A 22,282-nucleotide genomic window follows, 5' to 3' on the forward strand; every position below is an offset into this window, starting at 1 on the left:
TTCCCTTCACGGTTCATGGCCAGCAAGCTGTCGGCGTGCTGCCCACGAAACGATCGCGCCGCGATCCCCGAACCCCTCCCGAGTACGACCGCGGCGACCGCGCAGGTGCGGTGCGCACGGGCATCTACCTGTTGGTCGTGCTCACCGCCGGGGCGTACCTGCCGAGCCCGCTGTATCCGGGTTACCAGCGGGCGTTCGAGATCAGCGATCTGACCATGACGCTGCTCTACGCAACGTTCGCCCTGGTGAGCGCGCCCGCCCTGCTGCTGTTCGGGTCCGCGTCGGACGCGCTGGGAGCTCGATCGGTGCTGCGGGCGGGGGTGGTGCTGTCCGCCGCCGGTTCGCTGTGCTTCGCGTTCGCCGCGAACCCCGGGTGGCTGATGGCCGGTCGTGCCGCGCAGGGACTCGCGCTGGGTGCGGTCACCACGGCCGCCACCGCTTTGATCAACGGCAACGCGCCCGATTCGAGCAGGCATCGGGCCGCTGTCCTGGCGAGCACCGCGTTCCTGCTCGGCACGGCGGCCGGTCCGGTCGCGGCCGGTGTGCTGGCCCAGCACGTGTGGGCGCCGTTGTTCTCGCCGTACCTGCTGCACCTTGTCCTGCTGGGCTTCGGGTGGAGTCGCGTCTCGGCGCTCCCGGCGTCCGCTGGGCCGCCGTTGCGGCGGTGGAGACCCGAGCGGCCGCACATCCCGCGCGGCACGCGGCGGTCGTTCGCCACGGCCGCGGCCACCGGGTTCCTCGCCTGGACCGTGGTCGGGATTTTCCTCGCGGTCGTCCCGGTTCTGCTGGACCGGGCGGGTCACGCCGACCTGGCGGTCATCGGATGCGTGCTGGGCGCGGTGCTGGTCTGCTCCGCGTCGGCGCAACCGTTGGTGCTCCGCTTCGGCGCCCGGCCCGCGCAGTTGGCCGGGCTCGGCGGACTGTTCGTGAGTCTCGTGCTGCTGGCGCTGACCGGCGGCGGCTCCTTGCCGATCACGTTGGGCGCGGCCGTGGTGGCGGGTGTCGGTCACGGGTTCGCCTACGGCGGCGCGGCCGGCACCATCGAGGACGTCGCGCCGCCCGAGGAACGCGGTGCCGTCGTCGGCGCGCTCTACGTGGCGTTCTACCTAGGCGCCGGTTGCCCCGCGATCGCCGTCGGACTGGTGACGCTGGGAAGTTCGTTGGAGACCGCGACCTCCTGGGTGACCGCGGTGGCCGGCGCGTTCGTGCCGGTGGTCGCCGTGGCGGTCGCGACGGTCGGCCATCCGCGCGATGCCCTGCCGGTCGCACCGGCACGGGCGGCGCGGTTGCGCGATCCACGCAGTCCGCTGCGGCTGATCCGCCGAAGTGAACCCCTCAGAGGTAACCGCTTTCCGGAAGGCCGTTGTGCGGCAGGCCGAGCAGGCCGATGGCGGCGGTCGCGGCGGCCGCGGCCTGCTGGTGGCCGGTCTCGCCCCAGTTGAGCAGGTCTCCGGCCTTGCCGGGGTGCACCAGCAGCCGGAGGTAGGTGCGACCGTTGTCGGGATCCGGCTCCGGCGGGTGCACGCGGCTGATCTCGGCGACCATCCGCACCTGCGCGTACGGCGCGAAACCGTCGTCGACGCACTGGTAGCCGAGGTAGTGCGGTTCGGCGATGTCCAACGTGACCTCTTCGTAGGTCTCTCGCCGCAGGATGTCCACGTAAGCGGACTCGCCGGGTTCCGGCCGGCCGCCGGGCAGCGAATGCTTGGCGCCGTCCACCCGGATGAGCACGCGCCCGTCCGGTGCGAACAGGAAGCCGTACACCTGGCGAACGGGTAGGCCCTTCGGGACGGCGCGGGTGTGCCAGGTGAACTTGGCCATGGCTGGATCCCCTCCCTGCGTGTCCCCGACGGGGCGTCCGCCGTGTGATCGAACCGATCACGTTACCGGGCCAGGGACGGCAAGTCGCGCTTCGGCGCGCGGATTTCTCCACGACCGCCCGATCCGGTCCCGCCCGGCGTGGATCATCCATTGTGGAGCGACCGGGGCGAAGCGTCCGATACGTGGAATGGGATCACTGCGCTGTTGACACCATTCGGCTGCTCTGGTCGGATGAAATCGTGTTCATCGCGACCAGGCTGACCAAGAGGCGTCACGTGGATTTCTCCCGCGTCGGCGCGCAGGGTTGTCGTCGCTGATCTGATCGTCCCGCCTCGTTCCGAGGGCGGCATCAGTTCCTTCTCTCTCCGGTGATCGCCGTTCCGGTGCCGTGCGAAGCGGCCCGGTCGCGGTTCCCGTTCCACTTCGCCGTTTTCCGCCGATCCGTTCCCGGATCGGTGATGAGCGACGGTCAAGATCCCTTTCCACGCGGTGCCCGGAGATCGATCCCGGCGCATCGCCCCGCCTGTTCCACGACGGGAGACGAACGTGTCCGCAGACAAACCCGCCGAACCGCTGAAGTTCGCCTACTGGGTGCCCAACGTCAGCGGTGGCCTGGTCACCAGCAACATCGAACAGCGCACCGATTTCGGATTCGAGTACAACAAGAAACTCGCGGTGCTCGCCGAGAACAGCGGGTTCGAGTACGGGCTGAGCCAGGTGCGCTACGCCTCCAGCTACGGAGCCGCGCAGCAGCACGATCCGGCGGCGTTCAGCCTCGGGCTGCTGCTGGCCACCGAGCGGCTCAAGCTCATCGTGGCCGCGCACCCCGGTTTGTGGCATCCGGCGATCCTGGCGAAGTACGGCATCACCGCGGACATCCTGTCCGAAGGACGGTTCGCGGTGAACATCGTCAGCGGCTGGTTCAAGGACGAGTTCACCGGGCTCGGCGAGCCGTGGCTGGAGCACGACGAACGGTACCGGCGCACCGAGGAGTTCATCAGGGTGCTGCGCGGCCTGTGGACGCAGCCGAACTTCGAACTCGCCGGAGACTTCTACCGGATCCGCGATTTCAGCCTGCGTCCGCAACCTTTCGAGGTTCCCGGGCGGCCGCACCCGGAGATCTTCCAGGGCGGCAATTCCTCTGCCGCGCGCACGCTGGCCGGGCGCGTCTCGGACTGGTACTTCAGCAACGGCAAGGATTTCGAGGGTTTCAGCGAACAGGTCGCCGATGTCCGGGAACGGGCCGCCGGCAACGGGCGGACCGTTCGATTCGGACTCAATGGTTTCCTCATCGCCAGGGAGACCGAGTCCGAGGCGAAGGCCGTGCTCAAGGAGATCGTGGAGAAGGTGGACGTGGACGCCGTCGAAGGATTCCGGAAATCGGTGCAGCAGGCCGGGAAATCCACCTCCGACGGCAAGGGAATGTGGGCGGACTCCGAATTCGCCGACCTCGTGCAGTACAACGACGGATTCCGCACCGGACTGATCGGAACCCCCGAGCAGATCGCGCACCGCATCATCGAGTACAAGAAGCGCGGCGCGGACCTGCTCCTGCTCGGGTTCCTGCACTACCTCGAAGACGTCGAGCACTTCGGGAAGCACGTGCTGCCCATCGTGCGCGAGCTGGAAGCCGACCTCGACCGCACCGGCGACCCCATCGGCGTGTCCTGACAGGCCGCCGCAACCCCCCGATTCTTCCCACGCAGCAAGGAGAAAACTGGATGAGCACGACTGAGTCCGATGCCGTCAACGACACCGCCGGGCGCTGGGGGCAGCGGCCCGCCACTCCGGAAGGCTGGCTGGAACGAGCCCAGGACGTGGCCGCGCTGCTGGCCACCGACGCGGTCGCCCGGGACCGCGCGGGCGAGACACCGCACGCCGAAGTCCGGCTGCTCAAGGAATCCGGCCTGGTCACCCTGCTCGGACCCGTCGCACACGGCGGCGGCGGGCAGACCTGGAGCACCGCGTACAAGGTGATCCGGGAGGTAGCCAAGGGCGACGGTTCCATCGGTCAGTTGCTCGGCTACCACTACCTGTGGGCGTGGGCGGTGCGCCTGGTCGGCACCGACGCGCAGATCGAGGCCGTCGAACAGCTCTACACCGAAAGCGACCTCTTCTTCGGCGGCGCGGTGAACCCGCGCGACTCCGACGTGGTGATCACCGATGAAGGCGACGAGATCGTCTACACCGGCCGCAAGTCCTTCTCGACCGGCAGCAAGGTCTCCGACCTGACGGTGCTGGAAGGAGTGCTGGACGGTACCGACAAGCACATCTTCGCCATCGTGCCCTCCGATCAGGAGGCCATCGTCTACGGCGACGACTGGGACAACCTGGGCCAGCGGCTCACCGAGTCCGGCAGCGTCGAGATCAACGGGGTGCGGGTGCCGTGGGAGTCGGCGGCCGGTTACGTCGGCAAGGAGTTCCAGCCGCTGGTCTACAACACGCTGAACACGCCCACGATCCAGCTGGTGTTCACGAACTTCTACCTCGGCATCGCCCAAGGCGCGCTGGACGCGGCGACCTCCTACACGAAGGAGAAGACCCGCGCCTGGCCGTTCGGCGGGGACAACAAGGACAGCGCCACCGAGGAGTTCTACATCCTCGACGCCTACGGCGATCTGCAGTCGAAGCTGTGGGCGGCGGAGGCCCTGGTGGACCGCGCAGGGGAGCGCCTCGAAGCGCTGCTGCACGCGGAGCGGGCGAGCGTGACGGCGGCGGAGCGCGGTTCGGCGGCGGTGCTCATCGCCGCGGCCAAGGAGCGGATCGTGCAGACCGGCCTGGAGATCGCCACGAGGATCTTCGAGGTGACGGGGCGCGGGCCACGTCGAACTCCGCGGGGCTCGACATCTTCTGGCGCAACCTGCGCACCCACACGCTGCACGACCCGGTGGCCTACAAGCGGGTGGAGGTCGGCCGTTACACGCTGCTCGGCGAGATCCCCGAGCCGACCTGGTACACCTGATCGCCACCAGGTGAACGTCCCGTCCGCCCAACAGGAATGGGGTGAACGCCGGCCTTGACGATGAACGCCTCCTTCGCCCGGTTCCATCGGGCGGAGGAGGCGTTCACTTCGAGCAGAGCGCTCAGCCGCCGAGCCAGGTGGCGACGAACTTCGCGACTCGGCTGACGCGGCGCACCCGCGGTTCCGTGCCCGCGACGCCGTGGATCTCCCATTGCTGGCCGCACTCCGGGCACGTCCACGGACCCAGCCTGCTCGCGTCGGGCTCGCACGGGTGGCCCCGTCGTCCTCGCCGCATCCCGCCGCCTTTCCCTCCGCAGCCGCCCGCCGCGTCCCGCACCGGACGCGGCGATGATCAGCTCCGATGACACCACAGTGCAGCGGTAGGCGGAACCACTCCCGGCTCGGGTCATCCGCCCGGGGGCGGGACCTTTGGCCGTGTGACGCGGTGTGCCCGATTCGTACCGTCGAACAGGTGATGACCGAGGGGGCGACCGTAGCCACCACAACAGGACGGAACGGTCGGATGAGGACGCGAGCAACTACCACCGCCGGAGTGCGGATCAGCTGACGCCGGGCCGTCGAACGCCGACCGAGCGATGCGGCTGGGACGGCCCTTAACCTGGGGAGAAGGGGTCGGGCGCACTCGCGCCGCGGGTGGAAGCGGGGGCTGCGACATGGACACGACGGACGGCGTTCCGGAGGCATCGGGCACCGGGAGCGGCGAGACGCGCATCGCACTCGTGGACGACCACGAAGTGGTGCGCCGCGGGATCGCCGACCTCCTCGAGGACGAACCCGACTTCATGATCGTCGCCGAGGTGGGCACGGTCCGCGAAGCCCTGGTGCGGCTGCCCCCGGCGCGTCCCGACGTCGCGGTGCTGGACGTGCGGCTGCCCGACGGCAACGGCATCGAACTGTGCCGCGATCTGCTGTCCCTGCTGCCGGGCGTGCGCTGCCTGGTGCTGACCTCGTTCTCCGACGACGAAGCGCTGCTGGACGCGATCATGGCGGGCGCCTCCGGTTACGTGCTCAAACAGGTCCTGGGCTCCGACCTGCGCTCCGCCATCCGGGAGGTCGCCGCCGGACGATCCCTGCTGGACTCCAGCACCGCATCGGCGGTGCTGGAACGGCAACGGCGCAAGCACGCGCAGGACGATCCGCTGCGCGGACTCACCGAGCAGGAACGGGCCGTGCTGGAGCTCATCGGCGCGGGCATGACGAACCGGCAGATCGCCGAGCGGATGTTCCTCGCGGAGAAGACCGTGAAGAACTACGTCTCGCAGCTGCTGTCGAAGCTGGGCATGCAACGCCGCACTCAAGCCGCCGTGCTCGCCACGGAAATCCGCCAATCCCGGCCCGGCTCCTGAGCTTGCGGCCTCGCGTCGGTGACGGGCTCAGTCCGCCTCGGGCGCCACGGGCAGGGGAACGCGCCAGACCAGGAGGGTTCCGCCTGCCTCCGCGTCGGTGAGTTCCAGAGTTCCGGAGTGCTGCAGCGCTCGGTCGCGCAGGTTCCGCAGGCCGTTGCCCGCGCAGCGGCCGCCGATGCCGTGGCCGTTGTCGCGCACGTCGATCGTCAGCTCCGCGCCGGTGTCGATGGACACGGTGATCTCGGTGGCCCCGCCGTGGCGCAGCGAGTTCGTCACCGCCTCCCGCACCACCGCCTCGGCGTGCTCGAAGTACGCCGCGGGCACCGCCGTGTCGATCGCGCCGGACATCCGCACCGCGGGGGCGAACCCGGCGCCGCTGCTCGCGTCGGCGACGGTGTCGAGCAACCGGCGGCGCAGGCTCACCGGGTCGTCGGTCTCCGGGGAGGAGTGCAGGTCGAAGATGGCGGTGCGGATCTCGCGGACCGTGTCGTCGAGCTGCTCCACCGACTGCTGCAACCGGCGCCGCACATCGGTGTCGGTGGCGCGACGCAACGTGCCCTGCAGGCTCAGTCCGGTCGCGAACAACCGCTGGATCACGTGATCGTGCAGGTCCCGGGCGATCCGGTCGCGGTCGCCGAACACGTCGAGCTGCCGTTGCGCCCGGTTCTTCGCGGCCAGCTCCAGCGCGATCGCCGTCTGGTCGGCGAACGAGGCCAGCAGCGGGACCTGGCCCGGCCCGAACGGGCTGCTGTCCTTGCGGCGCAACGCGATCACCGCGCCCGCGCCCGCCTCACCGGAGTGCAGCGGGACCGCCAGCGCCGGTCCGTAGCCGGGCAGCACGTGGTTGAGTCCGCTGACCGGGGCCGCGGACACGTCGGACTCCAGCACCGGGGTGTCGCCGGTGAGACTGGCCAGCACCGGCCCGTCGGTGCTCACGGGGATGCCCACTTCGATGTCCGCTTCCCCGGCGACGGCCTCCACCCGCGCCTGACCGGAGGAGGTGCCTTGGCGGGCCAGCACGATCAGCGCGCAGTCGGCCCGGGAGATCTCCATCGCGCGCTGGGCGATGAGGCGCAGGCCGTCGGCGGTGCTGACGCCGGAGAGCAGCTCCGTGGTGATCTCGCTGGACGCCTGCAGCCAGCGGTGCCGCAGCCGAGCCTGGTCGAACAGCCGTGCGTTCTCCACCGTCACCCCCGCGGCGGCGGCCAGGGCGCGCAGCACCACCTCGTCGTCCTGGCCGAACTCACCGCCGTCGAGCTTCTCGGTCAAGTAGAGGTTGCCGAACACCTCGTCGCGCACCCGGATCGGGATGGCGAGGAAACTGCGCATCGGCGGATGGTTCTCCGGGAAGCCGATCGACGCCGGATGTTGTGAGAGGTCGGCCAGCCGAAGCGGGCGCGGATCGAGCGTGACCTGGCCGAGCAGGCCGCGTCCGCGTGGAGCCGGCCCCATCCGGGCGACCGTGTCCTCGTCGATGCCGACTTGCACGAACTGGGTGAATTCCCCGCCGGTGCCGAGCACGCCGAGCGCGCCGTAGCGGGCCTGCACGAGTTCGGTGGCGGCGGTGACGATGCGGTGCAGCGTGGTGTCGAGGTCGAGTTCGGTGCCGATGGCGAGCACCGCGTCCAGCAGGTCCTGCATCCGATCACGTGTGCTGACGACTCTGGCCAGCCGCTCTTGGAGCTCGCCGAGCAGTTCGTCCAGCCGGAGGTCGCCGAGGGTGGACGCCACCTCTTGCAACCGGTCGGTGACCGGGTCGGGGCGGGAGGCATCGGTCATCGCTGATCCATCGGTGTGGGCCGGCGTGCCCGCAGGGGCACGGCGTTCGTCCGGGTGCCTGCGGCGGAGATCGGAGCCGGCGGCCGAGCTCGTGCCGGGCCGTCGAAGGGCACGGGCTGCGGAGTGCGCAGTCGTGTCCGTGGAGGACGTGCCTGTGCTCGGTGTGCCGGCCGCGTGCCGTCGGCGCGGGGTCGAGCGTGTGCCTGAGTGTGACCGACCGTTCCGGTGGCGGCTAGTCGTTCTCCGGGATCCGGGCGCGCGCCGGTCGGTCGTCGGCGGGTCGTAGGTAGACGCCGAGTTCGGCCGCGCCGTCGAGCATCGCGCGGCTTCGGTGGCGTAGCCGGTCGCGCCGGTCGCGCAGGGCCTCCTGGAGCGGTTCCACGCCGTCGGCGTCGCGGATCCGCGCGACCACCTCGGCGATCCGGCTCAGCGGGTGGCCACCGCGCCGGAGCTGGTGGGCGAGATGGGCGTCGCGGACGACGCCGGGAGGGTAGATCCGGTAGCCGGTGGCGGGGTCTCGATGCGGACGCAGGATGCCGGCCCGTTCCCACTTGCGGAGGGTGGCCGGGCGCAGGCCGATTCGATGCGCCAGCGCGCCGATCGTCAGCGTCGATTCGGCGGACGCCGCCGGTGCGGTCGCGGTCGGCTCGCCGAGCGCGGCGGCCACTTCGTCGAGGGTGTCGTGGTCGCGGAGCAGCTCGGCATGGCTCTGATCGATCAGCCGCAGGGCCGCATCCTGGTCGCCCCGGTTGGCCGGGCGGGGAGTGAGCCGCTAGGCGTTCGCGGCCGAGTCCTCCGGAGGCGGGGCGAGCTCGCCGGATTCGTCGGCGGCGAGCTTGGCCAGCAGCTCGCGCAGCTGGTCGGTCTCCTCAGGGCTGAGGCGGTCCAGCATCCGGCTGTTGATCGAGTCGGCCAGTTCGGTGGTGTCCCGGAGCACGCTGCTGCCGTCGGCGGTCAGTTCCAGCAGGCGCCGCCTGCGGTCGTAGTGGTCGACGCTGCGCACCACGAGGCCCCGCTGTTCGAGGCGGGTGAGCATCGCGGCGAGCGTCGCCTTGTCGATCGCCGCCCGTTTGCCCAGTGCGGCCTGCTCGATGCCGGGGCTCTCCTCGATGGCGGTAAGCGCGGCGTACTGCGGCTTGGTGAGCTGCGGCGACCGCGCCTGCCAGCGCGCGCCGTGGTCCTGGATGACTCGGCGCATCAAGTGGAACACCGCGTTTTCCAGCTGCACAACGCACTCCTCGGTGCCGGGTAAGTGGGCTCGCATCTTACGAGATGAGCGTCCCCGCAGAACCGGGGATCGCGGAGGGCCGCCGAATCCGGTGATAGTATGTACACGAACGTTCGTAGACGAACGAAATGGAGCGTGAGTGTGCGGCTGATCGTCGGGATGACCGGGGCCACCGGTGCGCCGCTCGGGGTCCGCCTGCTGGAGGCCCTGCGCGAGCAGCCCGGCGTGGAGACGCACCTGGTGCTGAGCCGCTGGGCGCGGACCACGATCGAGCTCGAGACCGGCTATACCGCGCGGGAGGTCGGCGAACTCGCCGACGTGGTGCACGGCTCGGCCGATCAGGGCGCCTCGATCTCGTCCGGTTCGTTCCGCACCGATGGCATGGTGATCGTGCCGTGCAGCATGAAAACCCTGGCGGGCATCCGGATCGGCTACGCCGACGGGCTCGTCGGGCGCGCTGCCGACGTGGTGCTCAAAGAACGCCGCAAGCTCGTGCTGGTGCCCAGGGAGACGCCGCTGAGCGAGATCCACCTGGAGAACATGCTCGCGCTCTCCCGGATGGGCGCCGCGCTGGTGCCGCCGATGCCCGCCTTCTACAACCACCCGGAGTCCGTGACCGACGTGCTCGACCACGTTGTGGCGCGCGTGCTCGACCAGTTCGAGCTTCCGGCACCCGGCGCCCGGCGCTGGAACGGGCTCGCCGAAGCCCGCCGAGACCGAGTTCCCGGCGCAGCGGACTGAGGAGGCTCTCCCGAGTGATCTGAGTAGGTGCCCGGGGTGGCAGAACCTCGGCGGCCTCCTCGCTGCCCCTTGCCGGTGTGGCCGCGATTTCTGCCGCCCTGCAACGGCGAAATCGCCGACATCGCGAGGAAGCCGCTGAGAACCCGCCGGTAGTCGTCCTGTTCAGGCTGGTCACTGCTCAGTGGCTCCACCGCTGACAAGGCAACGACCAAAAGATCATTCCGCAAGGACCTCTGAACAACCCACAAGAGGAGGAGAAAGTGGCCCACGACGACTTTCGGTCCTATTTGGACGCGCTCGATGCGGAAGGGCAGCTGCTGCGGATCACCGAGCAGGTCGATCCGGAACCCGACCTCGGCGCGGCGGCCAACGCGGTCTCCCGGCTCGGGGAAGGGGCGCCCGCGCTGTACTTCGACGACGTCACCGGGTTTACCGACGCCCGCATCGCGCTCAACGCGCACGGTTCCTGGGCGAACCACGCCATCGCGATGGGACTGCCGCCGACGACCTCGACCCGGGAGCAGGTGCAGGAGTTCATCCGGCGCTGGGAGAACTACCCGGTGACCCCCGAACGCCGAGACGATCCGCCGTTCCTGGCGAACACCCGCAGCGGCGCGGACGTCGACCTGTTCGAGGTGCTGCCGTTGTTCCGGCTCAACGACGGAGACGGCGGCTTCTACCTGGACAAGGCCGCGGTCGTCTCGCGCGACCCGGACGACCCGGAGAACTTCGCCAAGCAGAACGTCGGCGTGTACCGGATGGAGGTCAAGGGCCGCAACGAACTCGGCCTGCAACCGGTGCCGATGCACGACATCGCGCTGCACCTGGGCAAGGCCGAGGAACGCGGCGAGGACCTGCCGGTGGCCATCGCGCTCGGCAACGACCCGATCCTCACCATCGTCGGCGGCACCCCGCTGGGCTACGAGCAGTCCGAGTACGAGATGGCGGGCGCGCTGCGCGGCGCACCGGCGCCCATCGCGACCGGGCCGCTGACCGGGTTCGACGTGCCGTGGGGCTGCGAAGTCCTGCTGGAAGGCGTCATCGAAGGGCGCAAGCGGGAGATCGAGGGGCCGTTCGGCGAGTTCACCGGGCACTACTCCGGCGGTCGGAACATGCCGGTGGTGCGCATCGACCGCATCTCGTTCCGCGGCGGCCCGATCTTCGAATCGCTGTACCTGGGCAAGCCGTGGACGGAGATCGACTACTTGATCGGCCCGGCGACCTGCGTGCCGCTGTATCAGCAGCTGCGCGCGGACTTCCCCGAAGTGCAGGCCGTGAACGCGATGTACACGCACGGGCTGCTGGCGATCGTGTCGACGAAGAAGCGCTACGGGGGATTCGCCCGCGCGGTGGGGCTGCGGGCGATGACCACTCCGCACGGGCTCGGCTACACGAAGGTCGTGATCGTCGTCGACGAGGACGTGGACCCGTTCGACCTGCCGCAGGTGATGTGGGCGCTGTCGACGAAGGTGAACCCGGCCGGTGACCTGGTGAACCTGCCGAACATGTCGGTGGTGGGGCTCGATCCCGGCTCACAGCCCGCGGGCATCAGCAACAAGCTGGTGATCGACGCGACGACGCCCGTCGCTCCCGACGCGCGCGGGCACTACGGGCAGCCGGTCCGGGACCTGCCGGAAACCGGCCGGTGGGTGGAGAAGCTGCGAACTTTGTTGCGCGACAAGTGAATTCCCTTGCAGGAGGAAAGGAGCAGGCGATGTGCCCGCGTTGTGCCGCCGAGGAACTGACGAGGCAGGCCGTGTCACCGGTCGCCGGGGTGTGGGAGGTGTGGCGCTGCGAGCGCTGCCACTACTTCTGGCGCAGCACCGAACCGGAGCGCCGCACGGAGCGCGAGTCGTATCCGGCGGCGTTCCGCATGACGCAGGCGGACATCGACGAGGCCTCCGAGATGCCCGCGATCCCGCCGCGGCGCAGCGGCTCATGAGCGAGGTCGCGCTGATGTGGGAAGTGCGGGCCGCGCCGGGGGAGCAGCGGTCGTTGCTCGACTGGGCGCGGCAGCACGCCGTGCCCGCCGTGCGCGCGGCGGGCTGCCGGGACGTGGGGCTGTACCGCTCGGAGCAGGATCGGGTGGTGCTCATCGCGCACTTCGCGGGTGAGGTGCTCCCGGTGCTGCCGGAACCTCCTGCGCACCTCGAGGCCCGCCCGGCGCACCAGTGGGCGTTCGACCGCGTGCTGTGACCCGTCAGGTGCGTTCTCGGGTGCAGGGGTCCTGGCAGGCGTGGTCGAGTCCGGGCAGCGGCATCGGTTCCACTCCGATGCGGTTGCCGCCGACGGTGCACCAGGACAGCACGCCGCCCAGCGCGCACACCGCCGCCGAGATGAGCATCGCGAGTCCGAACCCGTCGGCGACGGTGCCGCCGGGCTCGGTCATGCCCGCCACCAACGGCAGCACCGCCACCGCGACCAGCCCGGCCAGCCGGGAGATCGCGTTGTTCACTCCGGACGCCACCCCGGCGCGCTGCTGGTCGACCGAGGCCAGCACGGCGGCGGTGAGCGGCGCGACGGTGATCGACAGGCCGAGGCCGAACACGACGACGCCCGGCAGCACGCCGGTGAGGTAGCTGGAACCCGGCACCGCCAGCGTCATCAGCGCCAGTCCCGCCGCGCAACCGAACGGGCCGATCGTCATCGGCAGCCGCGGCCCGGTGCGCTGCGCCAGCGCGCCCATCCGACCCGAGATCAGCAGCATGATCACGGTGATCGGCAGGGTGGCCACCCCGGCGCGCAGCGCCGAGTAGCCCAGCGTCTGCTGCAGCTGCAGCGACAGCAGGAACAGGGCGCCGCTGAGCGCGGCGTACACGGTGAACGTGGTGAGGTTCGCGCCGGTGAACTGCCGGGAGGCGAACAGGTTCAGCGGCAGGAGCGGGTCGCGGGTGCGGCGTTCGATCAACGGGAACGCCACGAGCCCGGCGACTCCGGCGGCGAGGGCGACGGCGGTGAGCGGGTCCCAGCCGCGCGCGGGCAGCTCGATGAGCGCGTAGATGGCCCCGGCGAGGCCGATCGTGACGCTGCCCGCCCCGGCCAGGTCGGGGGTGCCCGCGCGGCCGCTGCGCGTTTCCGGGACGTGCCTGGCCGTGACGAACAGGGCGACCGCCGCCAGCGGCACGTTGATGAAGAACACCCAGCGCCAGGACACCGCGTCGACCAGCCAGCCCCCGACGAACGGGCCGAGCGCGGAGGACACCCCGGTCAGCCCGGCCCACGTGCCCACCGCACGGCCGCGGTCGTCGGCGGAGATCGTGGAGTTGATCAGCGCGAGGCTGCCGGGGACCAGCAGCGCGCCGCCGACGCCTTGCACGAGCCGCGCCACGATCAGCGCCTCCCCGCTGGGTGCGAGCCCGCACCCGAGGGAGGCCGCGGTGAACACGACCAGCCCGATCTGGAACACCCGGCGGCGACCGTAGCGATCCCCGAGCGCCCCGCCGAGCAGCAGCAACGCGCTGAGGGTGAGCAGGTAGGCGTCGAGCACCCATTGCAGGACGGCGAACCCGCCGCCGGTGTCGCGGCCGATCGCGGGCAGCGCCACGTTCACCACCGAGCCGTCCAGGAAGGCCACCCCGGAACCGAGGATGGTGCCGACGATGATCCACCGGCCGGCGCGGCTCGCCAGCGGGATGGCGGCGGTGGTGTCCGGACTGCTCATGCCGTCCTCTCCGGGGGCGGGGCGGAACCGGCCGGCGCCGGCCAACCGAGGATAGGCCGCGGCGTCACCATCGGCACCCGTCGTCCGGCGGAGCATGAGCGTCCATTGTGGAGTGTTGACGTGTCCGGAGGGGGTGCGTAGAAACGCAGGCGATGACCGCGAGGGCGATGCGCTGGAGTGGCCGATGACCGGAATCCGCCCGGAGCACCCGCGCATCGACGGGCGGACCGGACCGCTGCTCGGTGTCGACGACCTGGCACCGGTGCTCAGCTGGTCGTTGGCGCCAGAGGACGACGACCCTGGCGGAATGCAGACCGCGTACCACGCGGAGGTCACCGATCCGGGCGGGAAGACCTGGTGGGACACCGGGATCGTGGCCTCCGGCCACACCCGGATCCGCTACGCCGGGCCGGAGCCCGCCGCCCGGCAACGACTCCGCTGGCGCGTCCGGGTCCGCGACGAGCACGACCGCTGGTCGCCGTGGAGCGCGTGGTCCTGCTGGGAACTCGGCCTGCTCACCCGGTGCGATTGGGCCGAGGCCGGCTGGATCGCCCACCCCGACCGGGACCCCGGCGATCCGTTGCCGATCTTCGCGCGAACGTTCACCGCGCGGCCGCCGGTGCACCGGGCGCGGCTGTACGTGTGCGGACTCGGCATCCACGTCGTGACCCTCAACGGCCGTCCCGTGACCAGCGAAGTGCTGGCACCCGGCAACTCGAACTACCAGCGCTCCGCCGAATACCGAGTGCACGACGTGGCGGAACTACTGCACGACGGCGAGAACACGCTGGGCATCGCGCTCGGCCACGGCACCGCGCACGTGCACCGCCACGGCACCAACGGGGGAGCGCGCAGCGTGTACTCGTGGTGGACCAGCGAGGAACCCGCCAGGGGCGCGTTGCTGGTGCCGGCGCAGCCGGGCGCCGACCGCATCCGGGTGGCCGAACCCGACGCGCACCACGTCGGCGGCGCCGTCACCATCGGCACCCGGGAGTCCTGGGAGAGCAGGCAGGTCGTGGCCGTCGGCGACCAAGGACTGATCATCGCGCCGCCACTGGAGCACGAGCACCCCGCCGGGACCCCGGTCGAAGGTTCGGGTGACCCGGTGGCGCAGTGGGAACCCACCGCGGGCGCGGCCGTGTCACCGCGGTTGCTGGCCCGGCTGGAGATCACCGGCCCGGACGGGCGCCGCGACATCGTGAGCGGGCCGGACTGGCGCACCGCGCTCGGCCCGGCGGTGACGGACAACTGGTTCTCCGGCACCGACCACAACGCCCGGCGGGAACAGCCCGGCTGGGACCTGCCCGGCGCTGACCACTCCGCCGCCGCGCGCCGTCGCGACGGCACTCCCACCGGGTGGGTCGCGGCGGCCCGCACCACTCCGCCGAACGGCACCACGGAACTCGTGTGGCGCCAGGCTGCTCCGGTGCGGATCGTCCGCGAGTGGCGCCCGGCCGTGGTGCGCGAGCCGATACCCGGGCGCTGGGTGTTCGACCTCGGGCAGAACATCGCGGGCTGGCCGGAGCTGCGGCTGCCGCCGGTGCCGCCGGGCACGGTCGTGACCGTGCGGCCCGGTGAGTCGCTGCACGCGGACGGGACCGTGGACCAGACCTCGATCCGCAACGACCGGCGCGGCACCGACGTGCTGCACACCTACACCGCGGCCGGACTGCCGGACGGGGAGCGGTGGCGACCGTCGTTCCAGTACTTCGCGATGCGGTTCCTGGAGGTCACGGCCCCGGTGCGGCCGGAGGTGCGCGGGCTGCAGCTGCGGGCCGACGCGCCGCGCGCCGGGTCCGTGCGCACCTCCGACGAGCGGGTGGACCGGCTGCACCGGATGGCGCACTTCTCGGTGGCGTCCAACCTGATGTCGGTGCTCACCGACTGCCCCGGCCGGGAGAAGCTGGCCTACGGCGCCGACTACACGCACCCGATGGGCGTGCTGTCCAGGCACTTCGACCTCGGCGCGTACCTGCGGACCATGCAACGCCACCTCGCGGAAGGGCAGGCGGGGCGCGGACCGGACGTGGGGAACGTGGCGCTGAAGGCGCCCGTCTACGACTGGGGCTACCAGGGCGCGTTCGGCGACGAGGTCAACTGGGGCAATGCGATCGTGCTGGTGCCCTGGCTGCTGCACCGCATCTACGGCGACACCCGCACCATGGCCGAGTACTACCCGAACATGACGGAGTTCCTCGACTACCTGCGGCGCCGCAAAACCCACGGGAACCTGGTGACGGGCGAACTGGGCGATTGGGTGGCCGCGGAGGAGACCTCCGGCGAGCTCACCGGCACGTGGGGATACCACGCCACCGCGCGTGCGCTGGCCGAGATGGCGGGAATTCTGGGTAACGTTGCGGATTCCCGGGAGTTCGGCGCGCTCGCCGACGACATCGCCGCCGCGTTCCACCAGCGGTTCTACGTTCCCGAACTCGGCCGCTACAGCGGGGACGGCACCGAGGCGGGCGCGACGCAGGCGGCGCAGGCGATGCCGCTGGACGCGGGAATCGTGCCCGCGGTCGAACGCGACCGGGTGCTGGCCGCGCTGGTCGAACGAATCCGGACACCGGACGGCTCGCACCTGCGCGCGGGGCATCTCGGCCTCGGGCCGGTCGTGCGGGTGCTGCGCGACGCCGACCGCGACGACGTGCTGTGGGAAGTGTCCCGGCAGGACGCCGCGCCGAGCTACGGAGCGTTCTTGCAGGACACGGCGGCGAATCCGGGTGGCCTCACCACGATTCCGGAGCAGTGGGACATGCGGAACTCGCTGAACCACATGATCCTGACCCAGCTCGACGAGTGGTTCCACACCGGACTCGCCGGAATCCGCCAGGCGGCCGGGTCGGCCGGATTCCGCGCGTTGCGCATTCGGCCGAAGGTGGTGGGTGAACTGCGCTGGGTGGCGGGGCATTACACCACACCGGCCGGTCGCGTCGAGTCACGCTGGGTGCGCGATGACCGCGATTTCACGCTCACCGTGCGGATTCCGCCGAACACGACCGCGCGGGTGCACGTGCCGGGCCGGATCGCCGGGGCGAGCCGGATCCGGGACGGCTGCGGGATATTCGAGGTGGGGCCGGGGGTGCGCACGTTCCACTCGACGTTGCCGCGACCGGATTCCCCGGAGGCTCGGTGACATTCGCGTGAAATGCCGGAGTTAACTCGCGGTTGCACTGGAATTGATCCGGCAGTGGTGGGAAAAACGCGATCTGGCGAGAAATGGTCACCGGGGTTCTCCCGCACGGCCGTCTTCGGCCACGGTATGGATCCAGTCGGCCCCGACCAGCGGACAGAGGTGCGTGTGAGCGCGAACAGAGCGGAGCCTGAATGTTCGGACGCCCTCACCGGGGACGTGCCCGTCCCAGGTTGGGTGCCCGAACCCGCTGAACTGTCCGATGTGGAACTCCTGCTCGACGGCGCGTTTCCGGCACTGGGCGGCTTCTTGGGCGCCGCCGATACCGAATCGGTGCGCACCCGGCGACGGCTGCGGGACGGCACGCCGTGGCCCGCGCCGATCACCCTGCCGGTGCCCGCCGAGCTCGCCACCGCCGAGAAGATCGAACTCCGCGACGCCGAAGGCGCACCGGTCGCGGTCTTGCACAACGAAGCCCCCTGGTCGGACGGCACCACCAGCCACGCGGCCGGTTCGCTGCGCCCGGCGGCCGCCCCCGGCGGGGCGCTGCGCCGGATGCGCCCGCCGGCGGCGGAGGTCCGAGCCGGACTGCCCGCCGGTCCGGTGCTCGGGCTGGTGGTCGACGCGCCGCTGCACCACCGGGAACTCGCCCAGATCCGCGAGCTCGCGGCGGAACTCGACGCGCACGTGCTGCTGCTTCCACGGATGACGGGGCCGCGCCCGGAAATCCTGGTGCAGGCCGTGCTCGCCGCGCGTCCGCAGCTTCCCCCGGGCACCACGATCGTCCCGGTTCCGCTGGCTCGCCGCGCCGACCCGAAGCGCGACGCGGCGCTGGCCGCGCAGGTCGCGACGGCCTACGGCGCCACCCACCTGATCGCCGAACAGCACCTCGACGACTCACCGATCACCGTGCTCGAGCCGCCCGAGATGGTGCGCGACTCCACCGACCGCTGGGTCCGCGCCGCGCAGGTTCGGCCCGGCGGCGGGCGCAGCGGCCTGAGCGCGGACGAGCTGAGCGCCCGCCTCGACGAGGGCGGCCCGCTGCCGTCCTGGTTCACCACCCCGGAGATCGCCGAGCAGCAGCGGCGGCTGCACCCGCCGCTGACCCGGCGCGGCTTCACGGTGCTGTTCACCGGACTTTCCGGTGCGGGCAAGTCCACGCTGGCCCGCGCGCTGCGCGACGAGCTCACCCAGCACGACCACCGGGCGGTGACCCTGCTGGACGGCGACGTCGTGCGCCGCACCCTGTGCGAGGGGCTCGGGTTCTCCGCCGCCGACCGCAGCCGGAACGTGCGGCGGATCGGGTTCGTGGCCTCCGAGGTGACCCGCCACGGCGGAGCCGCGATCTGCGCGCCCATCGCGCCGTACGCGCAGGACCGGGACGCGGTGCGCCGGATGGTGCGCGACTGCGGCGGGTTCGTCCTGGTGTACGTGGCGACTCCGCTCGGCGAGTGCGAACGCCGCGACCGCAAGGGCCTGTACCGCAAGGCGCGCGCCGGCTCGCTGCCCGAGTTCACCGGGGTCTCGGCGCCCTACGAACCACCGGCCGACGCCGACCTGGTGCTCGACACCTCCGGGCTGTCCCAGGACGAGGCCGTCGCGGAGGTCGTGGCGCTGCTGCGGGAACGGGGCTGGGTGGGTTCGTGGACCTGGGAGTGACCCTGACCGGTCTGCTGACCGGATCCCTGGTGGGCCTGACCGGAATGGGCGGCGGGGCGCTCACCATGCCGCTGCTGACGTTGGTGTTCGGGGTGCCGCCGCTGGCGGCGGTGTCCACCGATCTGGTCGCCAGTGCCGTCATGAAACCCGTGGGCGCGGCGGTGCACCTGCGCCGCCGCACCGTGCACCTGCCGACGGTGGGCCTGCTGTGCCTCGGGTCGCTGCCGTGCGCGGCGATCGGCTCGGTGCTGGCCGGCTCGCTCGGTGCGGGCACCGGGTCGGTGCTCAAGACGGTGAGCGCGGTGGCGGTGCTGCTGGCGGTGGCGACCCTGGTGATCCGCATGTACCTGGACCGCGGGCGCGACGATCCGGGAGGTGCGCAACGGGTCCGGCCGGTGCCCACGGTGCTGCTGGGCGCGGTCGCCGGGTTCATCGTCGGCACCACCTCGGTCGGCTCCGGTTCGATCGTGATCGTGTGCCTGCTGCTGCTCGACCGGGCGATGAGCTCGGCCCGGCTGGTGGGCACCGATCTGGTGCAGGCGGTACCGCTGGTGCTGGTGGCGGCGCTGGGGCATCTGCTGCACGGCGAAGTCCACTTCGGACTTGTGGGGTCGTTGCTGGCCGGTGCGCTGCCGGGCGTGCTCGCAGGGGCGCTGCTGTCGGCGCGGATCCCGGACCGGCCGGTGCGGGTGCTGCTGGGCGGGATGCTCGCGGTCACCGGATCGATGCTGCTCGGGCTGGGAGCGCTCCTGGCCGCCGCACTGGGGACGGTGGTCGCGTTGGCCGCGGCGATCACGACGTCCGGAAAGCTCTCCCGCGTTCGGGCGCCGGCCCCGGCGGGAGACCGTGTCGACGCCGGCGCAGAAGGAGGAACCGGGTGAAGGCGGACGATGATCACGAACTCGCCGCGCGGCTGGCGAACGAGGCGGGCCAGTGCCTCCTGGAGCTCCGCGAGCGCAGACGGTCCGAAGTGGACGGAAAGGCGCTCGGTGACGAAGGTGATGCCGCCGCGCACGAGCTGTTGGTGAACGCCCTGCCCGCGCAGCGGCCGCACGACGCGGTGCTGTCCGAGCACGGTGCGGCAGGCCCGCAGCGACAGACCGCCGGACGGGTGTGGATCGTGGATCCGCTCGACGGCACCAGGGAGTTCTCCGAGCCCGGCCGCACCGACTGGGCCGTGCACGTGGCGCTCGCCGAGAACCACGACGTGCTCGCGGCCGCGGTCGCGCTGCCCGCCAGGGGCCTGGTCCTGGACACCGGCGGCCCGCCGAAGCCGCCACCGAAGCGCCCCGGCGCCCCGCGCGTCGCGGTGAGCCGCAGCCGCCCGCCGGAGTTCGTCGCCGAGGTCGCCGCCGCGATCGGCGCGGAAACGGTGCCGATGGGCTCGGCGGGCGCGAAGATCGCCGCCGTGATCCTCGGCGACGTCGACGCCTACGTGCACGCGGGCGGCCAGTACGAGTGGGACAGCGCCGCCCCCATCGGAGTCGCCCGCGCCGCCGGATTGCACACCAGCCGCCTCGACGGTTCCGCGCTCGTGTACGACCGGCCCGACCCGTGGTTGCCGGATCTGCTGGTGTGCCGCCCGGAACTGGCCGAGCCGCTGCTGACCGCGTTGTCCCGCACGGGCTCGATACATCCCGAGGGGAGCCGCTGATGCCCGCCGAACCCGCCCTGTCCCGCCTGGACATCCTCGAGTCCGAGGCGCTGCACCTGATCCGCGAAGTAGCGGCCGAGTTCGACCGGCCCACGCTGCTGTTCTCCGGCGGAAAAGACTCCGCGGTGCTGCTGCGACTGGCCGAGAAGGCGTTCTTTCCCGCGCCGATCCCGTTCCCGGTGCTGCACGTCGACACCGGCCACAACTTCGAGGAGGTCTTGGATTTCCGGGACCGCCGGGCCGCCGAACTCGGCGTTCGCCTGGTCGTGGCCTCGGTGCAGGACTCCATCGACGCGGGCCGCGTCATCGAACAGGAAGGGCGCGGCGCCAGCCGGAACCGGGCGCAGACGGTGACGCTGCTCGACGCCATCGGTGAGCACCGGTTCGACGCGCTGTTCGGTGGCGCCCGCCGCGACGAGGAACGGGCGCGGGCCAAGGAACGCATGCTGTCGTTCCGGGACGCCTTCGGCCAGTGGGATCCGCGCAACCAGCGCCCGGAACTGTGGAACCTCTACAACGGCCTGATCGGGCCGGGCGAGAACGTCCGAGCGTTCCCGCTGTCGAACTGGACCGAACGCGACATCTGGACCTACATCGACCAGGACGGGGTGGAACTGCCCGGCCTGTACTTCGCGCACCGGCGCAAGGTCTTCGAACGCGACGGCATGTACCTCGCCGACAACCCGTTCGTGCACCGAGACCCGGACGAGCCGCTCGTCGAGAAATCCGTGCGGTTCCGCACCATCGGCGACATGACCTGCACCGGCGCGGTGCCCTCCACGGCGTCCACGGTGGCCGAGGTGATCGCCGAGATCGCCGCCACGAAGGTCACCGAACGCGGCCAGACCCGCGCCGACGACCGCGCGAGCGCCGCGTCGATGGAGGACCGCAAGCGAGAGGGATACTTCTGATGAGCCTGCCCACCGACACCGAGCCGGAGGCCTTCGCTCCTGCCGACAGCCTGCTGCGGTTCGCCACCGCGGGTGCCGTCGACGACGGCAAGAGCACTCTGATCGGCAGGCTGCTGCACGATTCCCGCTCGCTGCTGGCGGATCAGCTGGAAATGCTGGAGCTGGCGGGCAAGGAGCGCGGCGACGACGTGCTCGACCTGGCCATGGTCACCGACGGCCTGCGCGCGGAACGCGAGCAGGGCATCACCATCGACGTGGCGCACCGCTACTTCGAGACCGCGCGCCGGGCGTTCATCATCGCCGACACACCGGGCCACGCCCAGTACACCCGGAACATGGTCACCGGGGCCTCCACCGCGGACCTGGCGATCGTGCTCGTCGACGCCCGCAACGGGCTCACCGAGCAGAGCCGCCGCCATGCGGTGCTGGCCGGGATGCTGCGGGTGCCGCGGCTGGTGCTGGCGGTGAACAAGATGGACCTCGTCGGCTACGACCAGGGCGTGTTCGACGAGATCACCGCGGAGTTCGCCCGGTTCACCGGCGAACTGGAGCTGCGGGACGTGGCGGCGATTCCGATTTCGGCGCTGCGCGGTGACAACGTGGTGCACCGGTCCGCGGAAACGCCCTGGTACGACGGCCCGGCGTTGCTGGAGCACCTGGAGCAGGTGCACATCGACGAGGACCGGTCGAGCGGCGACTTCCGGCTTCCGGTGCAGTACGTGATCCGGGCGCAGGGGCAGGACTACCGGGGCTATGCGGGCCAGATCAGCGGCGGCAGGGTGTGCGAGGGAGACGAGGTGCTGCACCTGCCGTCCGGTCTGCGCACCAGGGTGACCTCGGTGGACACCGCGGACGGCGCGCTCGCCGAGGCGCGGGCGCCGCAGTCGGTGTCGGTGCGGCTGGCCGACGAGATCGACGTGGGGCGCGGCGATCTGCTGTGCGTTCCGGACGCCGCGCCCGCCGCGGCCACCGAATTGTCGGTGCGGGTGTGCTGGATGAGCGCGAAGTCCGTGCTGCGGCCGGGGGCGCGGCTGCTGCTCAAGCACACCACGCGGACGGTGAAAGCCCTGGTGGCCGAGGTTCGGCACCAGGTCGACGTCACCACCCTGCGCCGCGATCCGGCGGCCGAGCTCGGGCTCAACGACATCGGCGAGGTGGGGCTGCGGCTGGCGCAGCCGGTGTTCTGCGACCCGTACGAACGCAACCGGCTCACCGGCGGCGGCCTGCTGATCGACGAGGCCACGCGCGCCACCGTCGGCGCGGTGATGATCACCGAGGCGCGCTGAGCCTCCGGCCACCGGGGCGTCCGCTCCGGAACGTCGGCATCGGGGACAACGGAAAGGCCCGACCGCTCGGGCGAGCACAA

General features: G+C 71.3%; 19 protein-coding genes and 1 pseudogene. 14 read left to right on the forward strand and 6 right to left on the reverse strand.

What is annotated here, in order from left to right; translation table 11 throughout:
* The first annotated feature begins 110 nt into the window (after window positions 1–110).
* Window positions 111–1,442, forward strand: a complete 1,332-nt coding sequence (locus tag H2Q94_RS14500; RefSeq protein ID WP_243795399.1) for an MFS transporter — start codon at window positions 111–113, stop codon at window positions 1,440–1,442.
* On the opposite strand, the gene H2Q94_RS14505 is transcribed toward H2Q94_RS14500, so the two are convergent.
* Window positions 1,336–1,821 (reverse strand): NUDIX hydrolase, encoded by a 486-nt coding sequence (locus H2Q94_RS14505; protein ID WP_243795400.1) that lies wholly within the window; start codon window positions 1,819–1,821, stop codon window positions 1,336–1,338. The genes H2Q94_RS14500 and H2Q94_RS14505 overlap by 107 nt on opposite strands.
* A gap of 546 nt (window positions 1,822–2,367) precedes the next feature.
* Here H2Q94_RS14505 and sfnG point away from each other — a divergent pair.
* Both sfnG and H2Q94_RS14515 read left to right on the forward strand, forming a co-directional pair.
* The gene (sfnG, locus tag H2Q94_RS14510; RefSeq protein WP_243795402.1) at window positions 2,368–3,492 is read left to right on the forward strand and encodes a dimethylsulfone monooxygenase SfnG; all 1,125 of its coding nucleotides are present in this window, start codon (window positions 2,368–2,370) and stop codon (window positions 3,490–3,492) included.
* 50 nt (window positions 3,493–3,542) lie between these two features.
* Window positions 3,543–4,783 (forward strand): annotated as a pseudogene (locus tag H2Q94_RS14515) (acyl-CoA dehydrogenase family protein).
* 121 nt (window positions 4,784–4,904) lie between these two features.
* Here H2Q94_RS14515 and H2Q94_RS14520 read toward each other — a convergent pair.
* Complete coding sequence (locus tag H2Q94_RS14520) at window positions 4,905–5,078, reverse strand: hypothetical protein (protein WP_243795403.1); 174 nt, start codon at window positions 5,076–5,078, stop codon at window positions 4,905–4,907.
* Window positions 5,079–5,457: 379 nt separating this feature from the next.
* On the opposite strand from H2Q94_RS14520, the gene H2Q94_RS14525 reads away from it, so the two are divergent.
* On the forward strand, window positions 5,458–6,150 hold the full coding sequence (locus H2Q94_RS14525) for a response regulator (RefSeq protein ID WP_243795404.1): 693 nt from the start codon (window positions 5,458–5,460) through the stop codon (window positions 6,148–6,150).
* Window positions 6,151–6,177: 27 nt separating this feature from the next.
* Here H2Q94_RS14525 and H2Q94_RS14530 read toward each other — a convergent pair whose 3' ends face one another.
* From H2Q94_RS14530 to H2Q94_RS14540, 3 genes are all read right to left on the reverse strand, one after another.
* Window positions 6,178–7,929 carry a sensor histidine kinase gene (locus H2Q94_RS14530; protein ID WP_243795405.1) on the reverse strand — a complete coding sequence of 584 codons (1,752 nt, stop codon included), beginning with the start codon at window positions 7,927–7,929 and terminating at the stop codon, window positions 6,178–6,180.
* A gap of 232 nt (window positions 7,930–8,161) precedes the next feature.
* Window positions 8,162–8,596, reverse strand: a complete 435-nt coding sequence (locus tag H2Q94_RS14535) for a MerR family transcriptional regulator (RefSeq protein WP_243795406.1) — start codon at window positions 8,594–8,596, stop codon at window positions 8,162–8,164.
* 105 nt (window positions 8,597–8,701) lie between these two features.
* Window positions 8,702–9,157: a MarR family winged helix-turn-helix transcriptional regulator gene (locus tag H2Q94_RS14540; RefSeq protein ID WP_243795407.1), complete on the reverse strand. Its 456-nt coding sequence runs from the start codon at window positions 9,155–9,157 to the stop codon at window positions 8,702–8,704.
* A 135-nt stretch (window positions 9,158–9,292) separates the two neighbouring features.
* Here H2Q94_RS14540 and H2Q94_RS14545 point away from each other — a divergent pair, with 135 nt between their 5' ends.
* From H2Q94_RS14545 to H2Q94_RS14560, 4 genes are all read left to right on the forward strand, one after another.
* Window positions 9,293–9,898: a non-oxidative hydroxyarylic acid decarboxylases subunit B gene (locus tag H2Q94_RS14545; RefSeq protein WP_397545463.1), complete on the forward strand. Its 606-nt coding sequence runs from the start codon at window positions 9,293–9,295 to the stop codon at window positions 9,896–9,898.
* 260 nt (window positions 9,899–10,158) lie between these two features.
* Window positions 10,159–11,583: a non-oxidative hydroxyarylic acid decarboxylases subunit C gene (locus tag H2Q94_RS14550; RefSeq protein ID WP_243795408.1), complete on the forward strand. Its 1,425-nt coding sequence runs from the start codon at window positions 10,159–10,161 to the stop codon at window positions 11,581–11,583.
* Window positions 11,584–11,612: 29 nt separating this feature from the next.
* A complete protein-coding gene (locus H2Q94_RS14555) occupies window positions 11,613–11,840 on the forward strand; it encodes a non-oxidative hydroxyarylic acid decarboxylases subunit D (protein WP_243795409.1) in 228 nt (75 codons plus the stop codon).
* On the forward strand, window positions 11,837–12,094 hold the full coding sequence (locus H2Q94_RS14560; protein WP_243795410.1) for a hypothetical protein: 258 nt from the start codon (window positions 11,837–11,839) through the stop codon (window positions 12,092–12,094). Before H2Q94_RS14555 ends, H2Q94_RS14560 begins: the two co-directional genes overlap by 4 nt.
* 4 nt (window positions 12,095–12,098) lie before the next feature.
* Here the strand turns inward: H2Q94_RS14560 and H2Q94_RS14565 are convergent, their stop codons facing one another.
* Entirely contained in the window at window positions 12,099–13,559 is a 1,461-nt protein-coding gene (locus H2Q94_RS14565; RefSeq protein ID WP_243795411.1) for an MFS transporter, read from the reverse strand.
* Window positions 13,560–13,743: 184 nt separating this feature from the next.
* On the opposite strand from H2Q94_RS14565, the gene H2Q94_RS14570 reads away from it, so the two are divergent.
* From H2Q94_RS14570 to H2Q94_RS14595, 6 genes are all read left to right on the forward strand, one after another.
* Window positions 13,744–16,695 (forward strand): alpha-L-rhamnosidase, encoded by a 2,952-nt coding sequence (locus tag H2Q94_RS14570; protein ID WP_243795412.1) that lies wholly within the window; start codon window positions 13,744–13,746, stop codon window positions 16,693–16,695.
* Window positions 16,696–16,929: 234 nt separating this feature from the next.
* Window positions 16,930–18,351 (forward strand): adenylyl-sulfate kinase, encoded by a 1,422-nt coding sequence (gene cysC / locus H2Q94_RS14575; RefSeq protein WP_243795413.1) that lies wholly within the window; start codon window positions 16,930–16,932, stop codon window positions 18,349–18,351.
* On the forward strand, window positions 18,336–19,232 hold the full coding sequence (locus tag H2Q94_RS14580) for a sulfite exporter TauE/SafE family protein (protein WP_243795415.1): 897 nt from the start codon (window positions 18,336–18,338) through the stop codon (window positions 19,230–19,232). Before cysC ends, H2Q94_RS14580 begins: the two co-directional genes overlap by 16 nt.
* Window positions 19,229–20,005: a 3'(2'),5'-bisphosphate nucleotidase CysQ gene (locus H2Q94_RS14585; protein ID WP_243795417.1), complete on the forward strand. Its 777-nt coding sequence runs from the start codon at window positions 19,229–19,231 to the stop codon at window positions 20,003–20,005. The genes H2Q94_RS14580 and H2Q94_RS14585 overlap by 4 nt, the downstream gene beginning before the upstream one ends.
* Window positions 20,005–20,916: a sulfate adenylyltransferase subunit CysD gene (gene cysD, locus H2Q94_RS14590; protein ID WP_243795419.1), complete on the forward strand. Its 912-nt coding sequence runs from the start codon at window positions 20,005–20,007 to the stop codon at window positions 20,914–20,916. The genes H2Q94_RS14585 and cysD overlap by 1 nt, the downstream gene beginning before the upstream one ends.
* Window positions 20,916–22,202, forward strand: a complete 1,287-nt coding sequence (locus H2Q94_RS14595) for a sulfate adenylyltransferase subunit 1 (protein WP_243795420.1) — start codon at window positions 20,916–20,918, stop codon at window positions 22,200–22,202. The genes cysD and H2Q94_RS14595 overlap by 1 nt, the downstream gene beginning before the upstream one ends.
* Window positions 22,203–22,282: the final 80 nt, after the last annotated feature.

This window comes from Saccharopolyspora gloriosae (genome assembly GCF_022828475.1).
Lineage (GTDB): Bacteria > Actinomycetota > Actinomycetes > Mycobacteriales > Pseudonocardiaceae > Saccharopolyspora_C > Saccharopolyspora_C gloriosae_A.

Coding starts and splice junctions, on each gene's coding strand:
- H2Q94_RS14505 (WP_243795400.1), bottom strand. CDS start 1,821: ATGGCCAAGTTCACCTGGCACACCCGCGCCGTCCCGAAGGGCCTACCC.
- H2Q94_RS14520 (WP_243795403.1), bottom strand. CDS start 5,078: ATGCGGCGAGGACGACGGGGCCACCCGTGCGAGCCCGACGCGAGCAGG.
- H2Q94_RS14525 (WP_243795404.1), top strand. CDS start 5,458: ATGGACACGACGGACGGCGTTCCGGAGGCATCGGGCACCGGGAGCGGC.
- H2Q94_RS14530 (WP_243795405.1), bottom strand. CDS start 7,929: ATGACCGATGCCTCCCGCCCCGACCCGGTCACCGACCGGTTGCAAGAG.
- H2Q94_RS14555 (WP_243795409.1), top strand. CDS start 11,613: ATGTGCCCGCGTTGTGCCGCCGAGGAACTGACGAGGCAGGCCGTGTCA.
- H2Q94_RS14560 (WP_243795410.1), top strand. CDS start 11,837: ATGAGCGAGGTCGCGCTGATGTGGGAAGTGCGGGCCGCGCCGGGGGAG.
- H2Q94_RS14565 (WP_243795411.1), bottom strand. CDS start 13,559: ATGAGCAGTCCGGACACCACCGCCGCCATCCCGCTGGCGAGCCGCGCC.
- H2Q94_RS14570 (WP_243795412.1), top strand. CDS start 13,744: ATGACCGGAATCCGCCCGGAGCACCCGCGCATCGACGGGCGGACCGGA.
- cysD (WP_243795419.1), top strand. CDS start 20,005: ATGCCCGCCGAACCCGCCCTGTCCCGCCTGGACATCCTCGAGTCCGAG.
- H2Q94_RS14595 (WP_243795420.1), top strand. CDS start 20,916: ATGAGCCTGCCCACCGACACCGAGCCGGAGGCCTTCGCTCCTGCCGAC.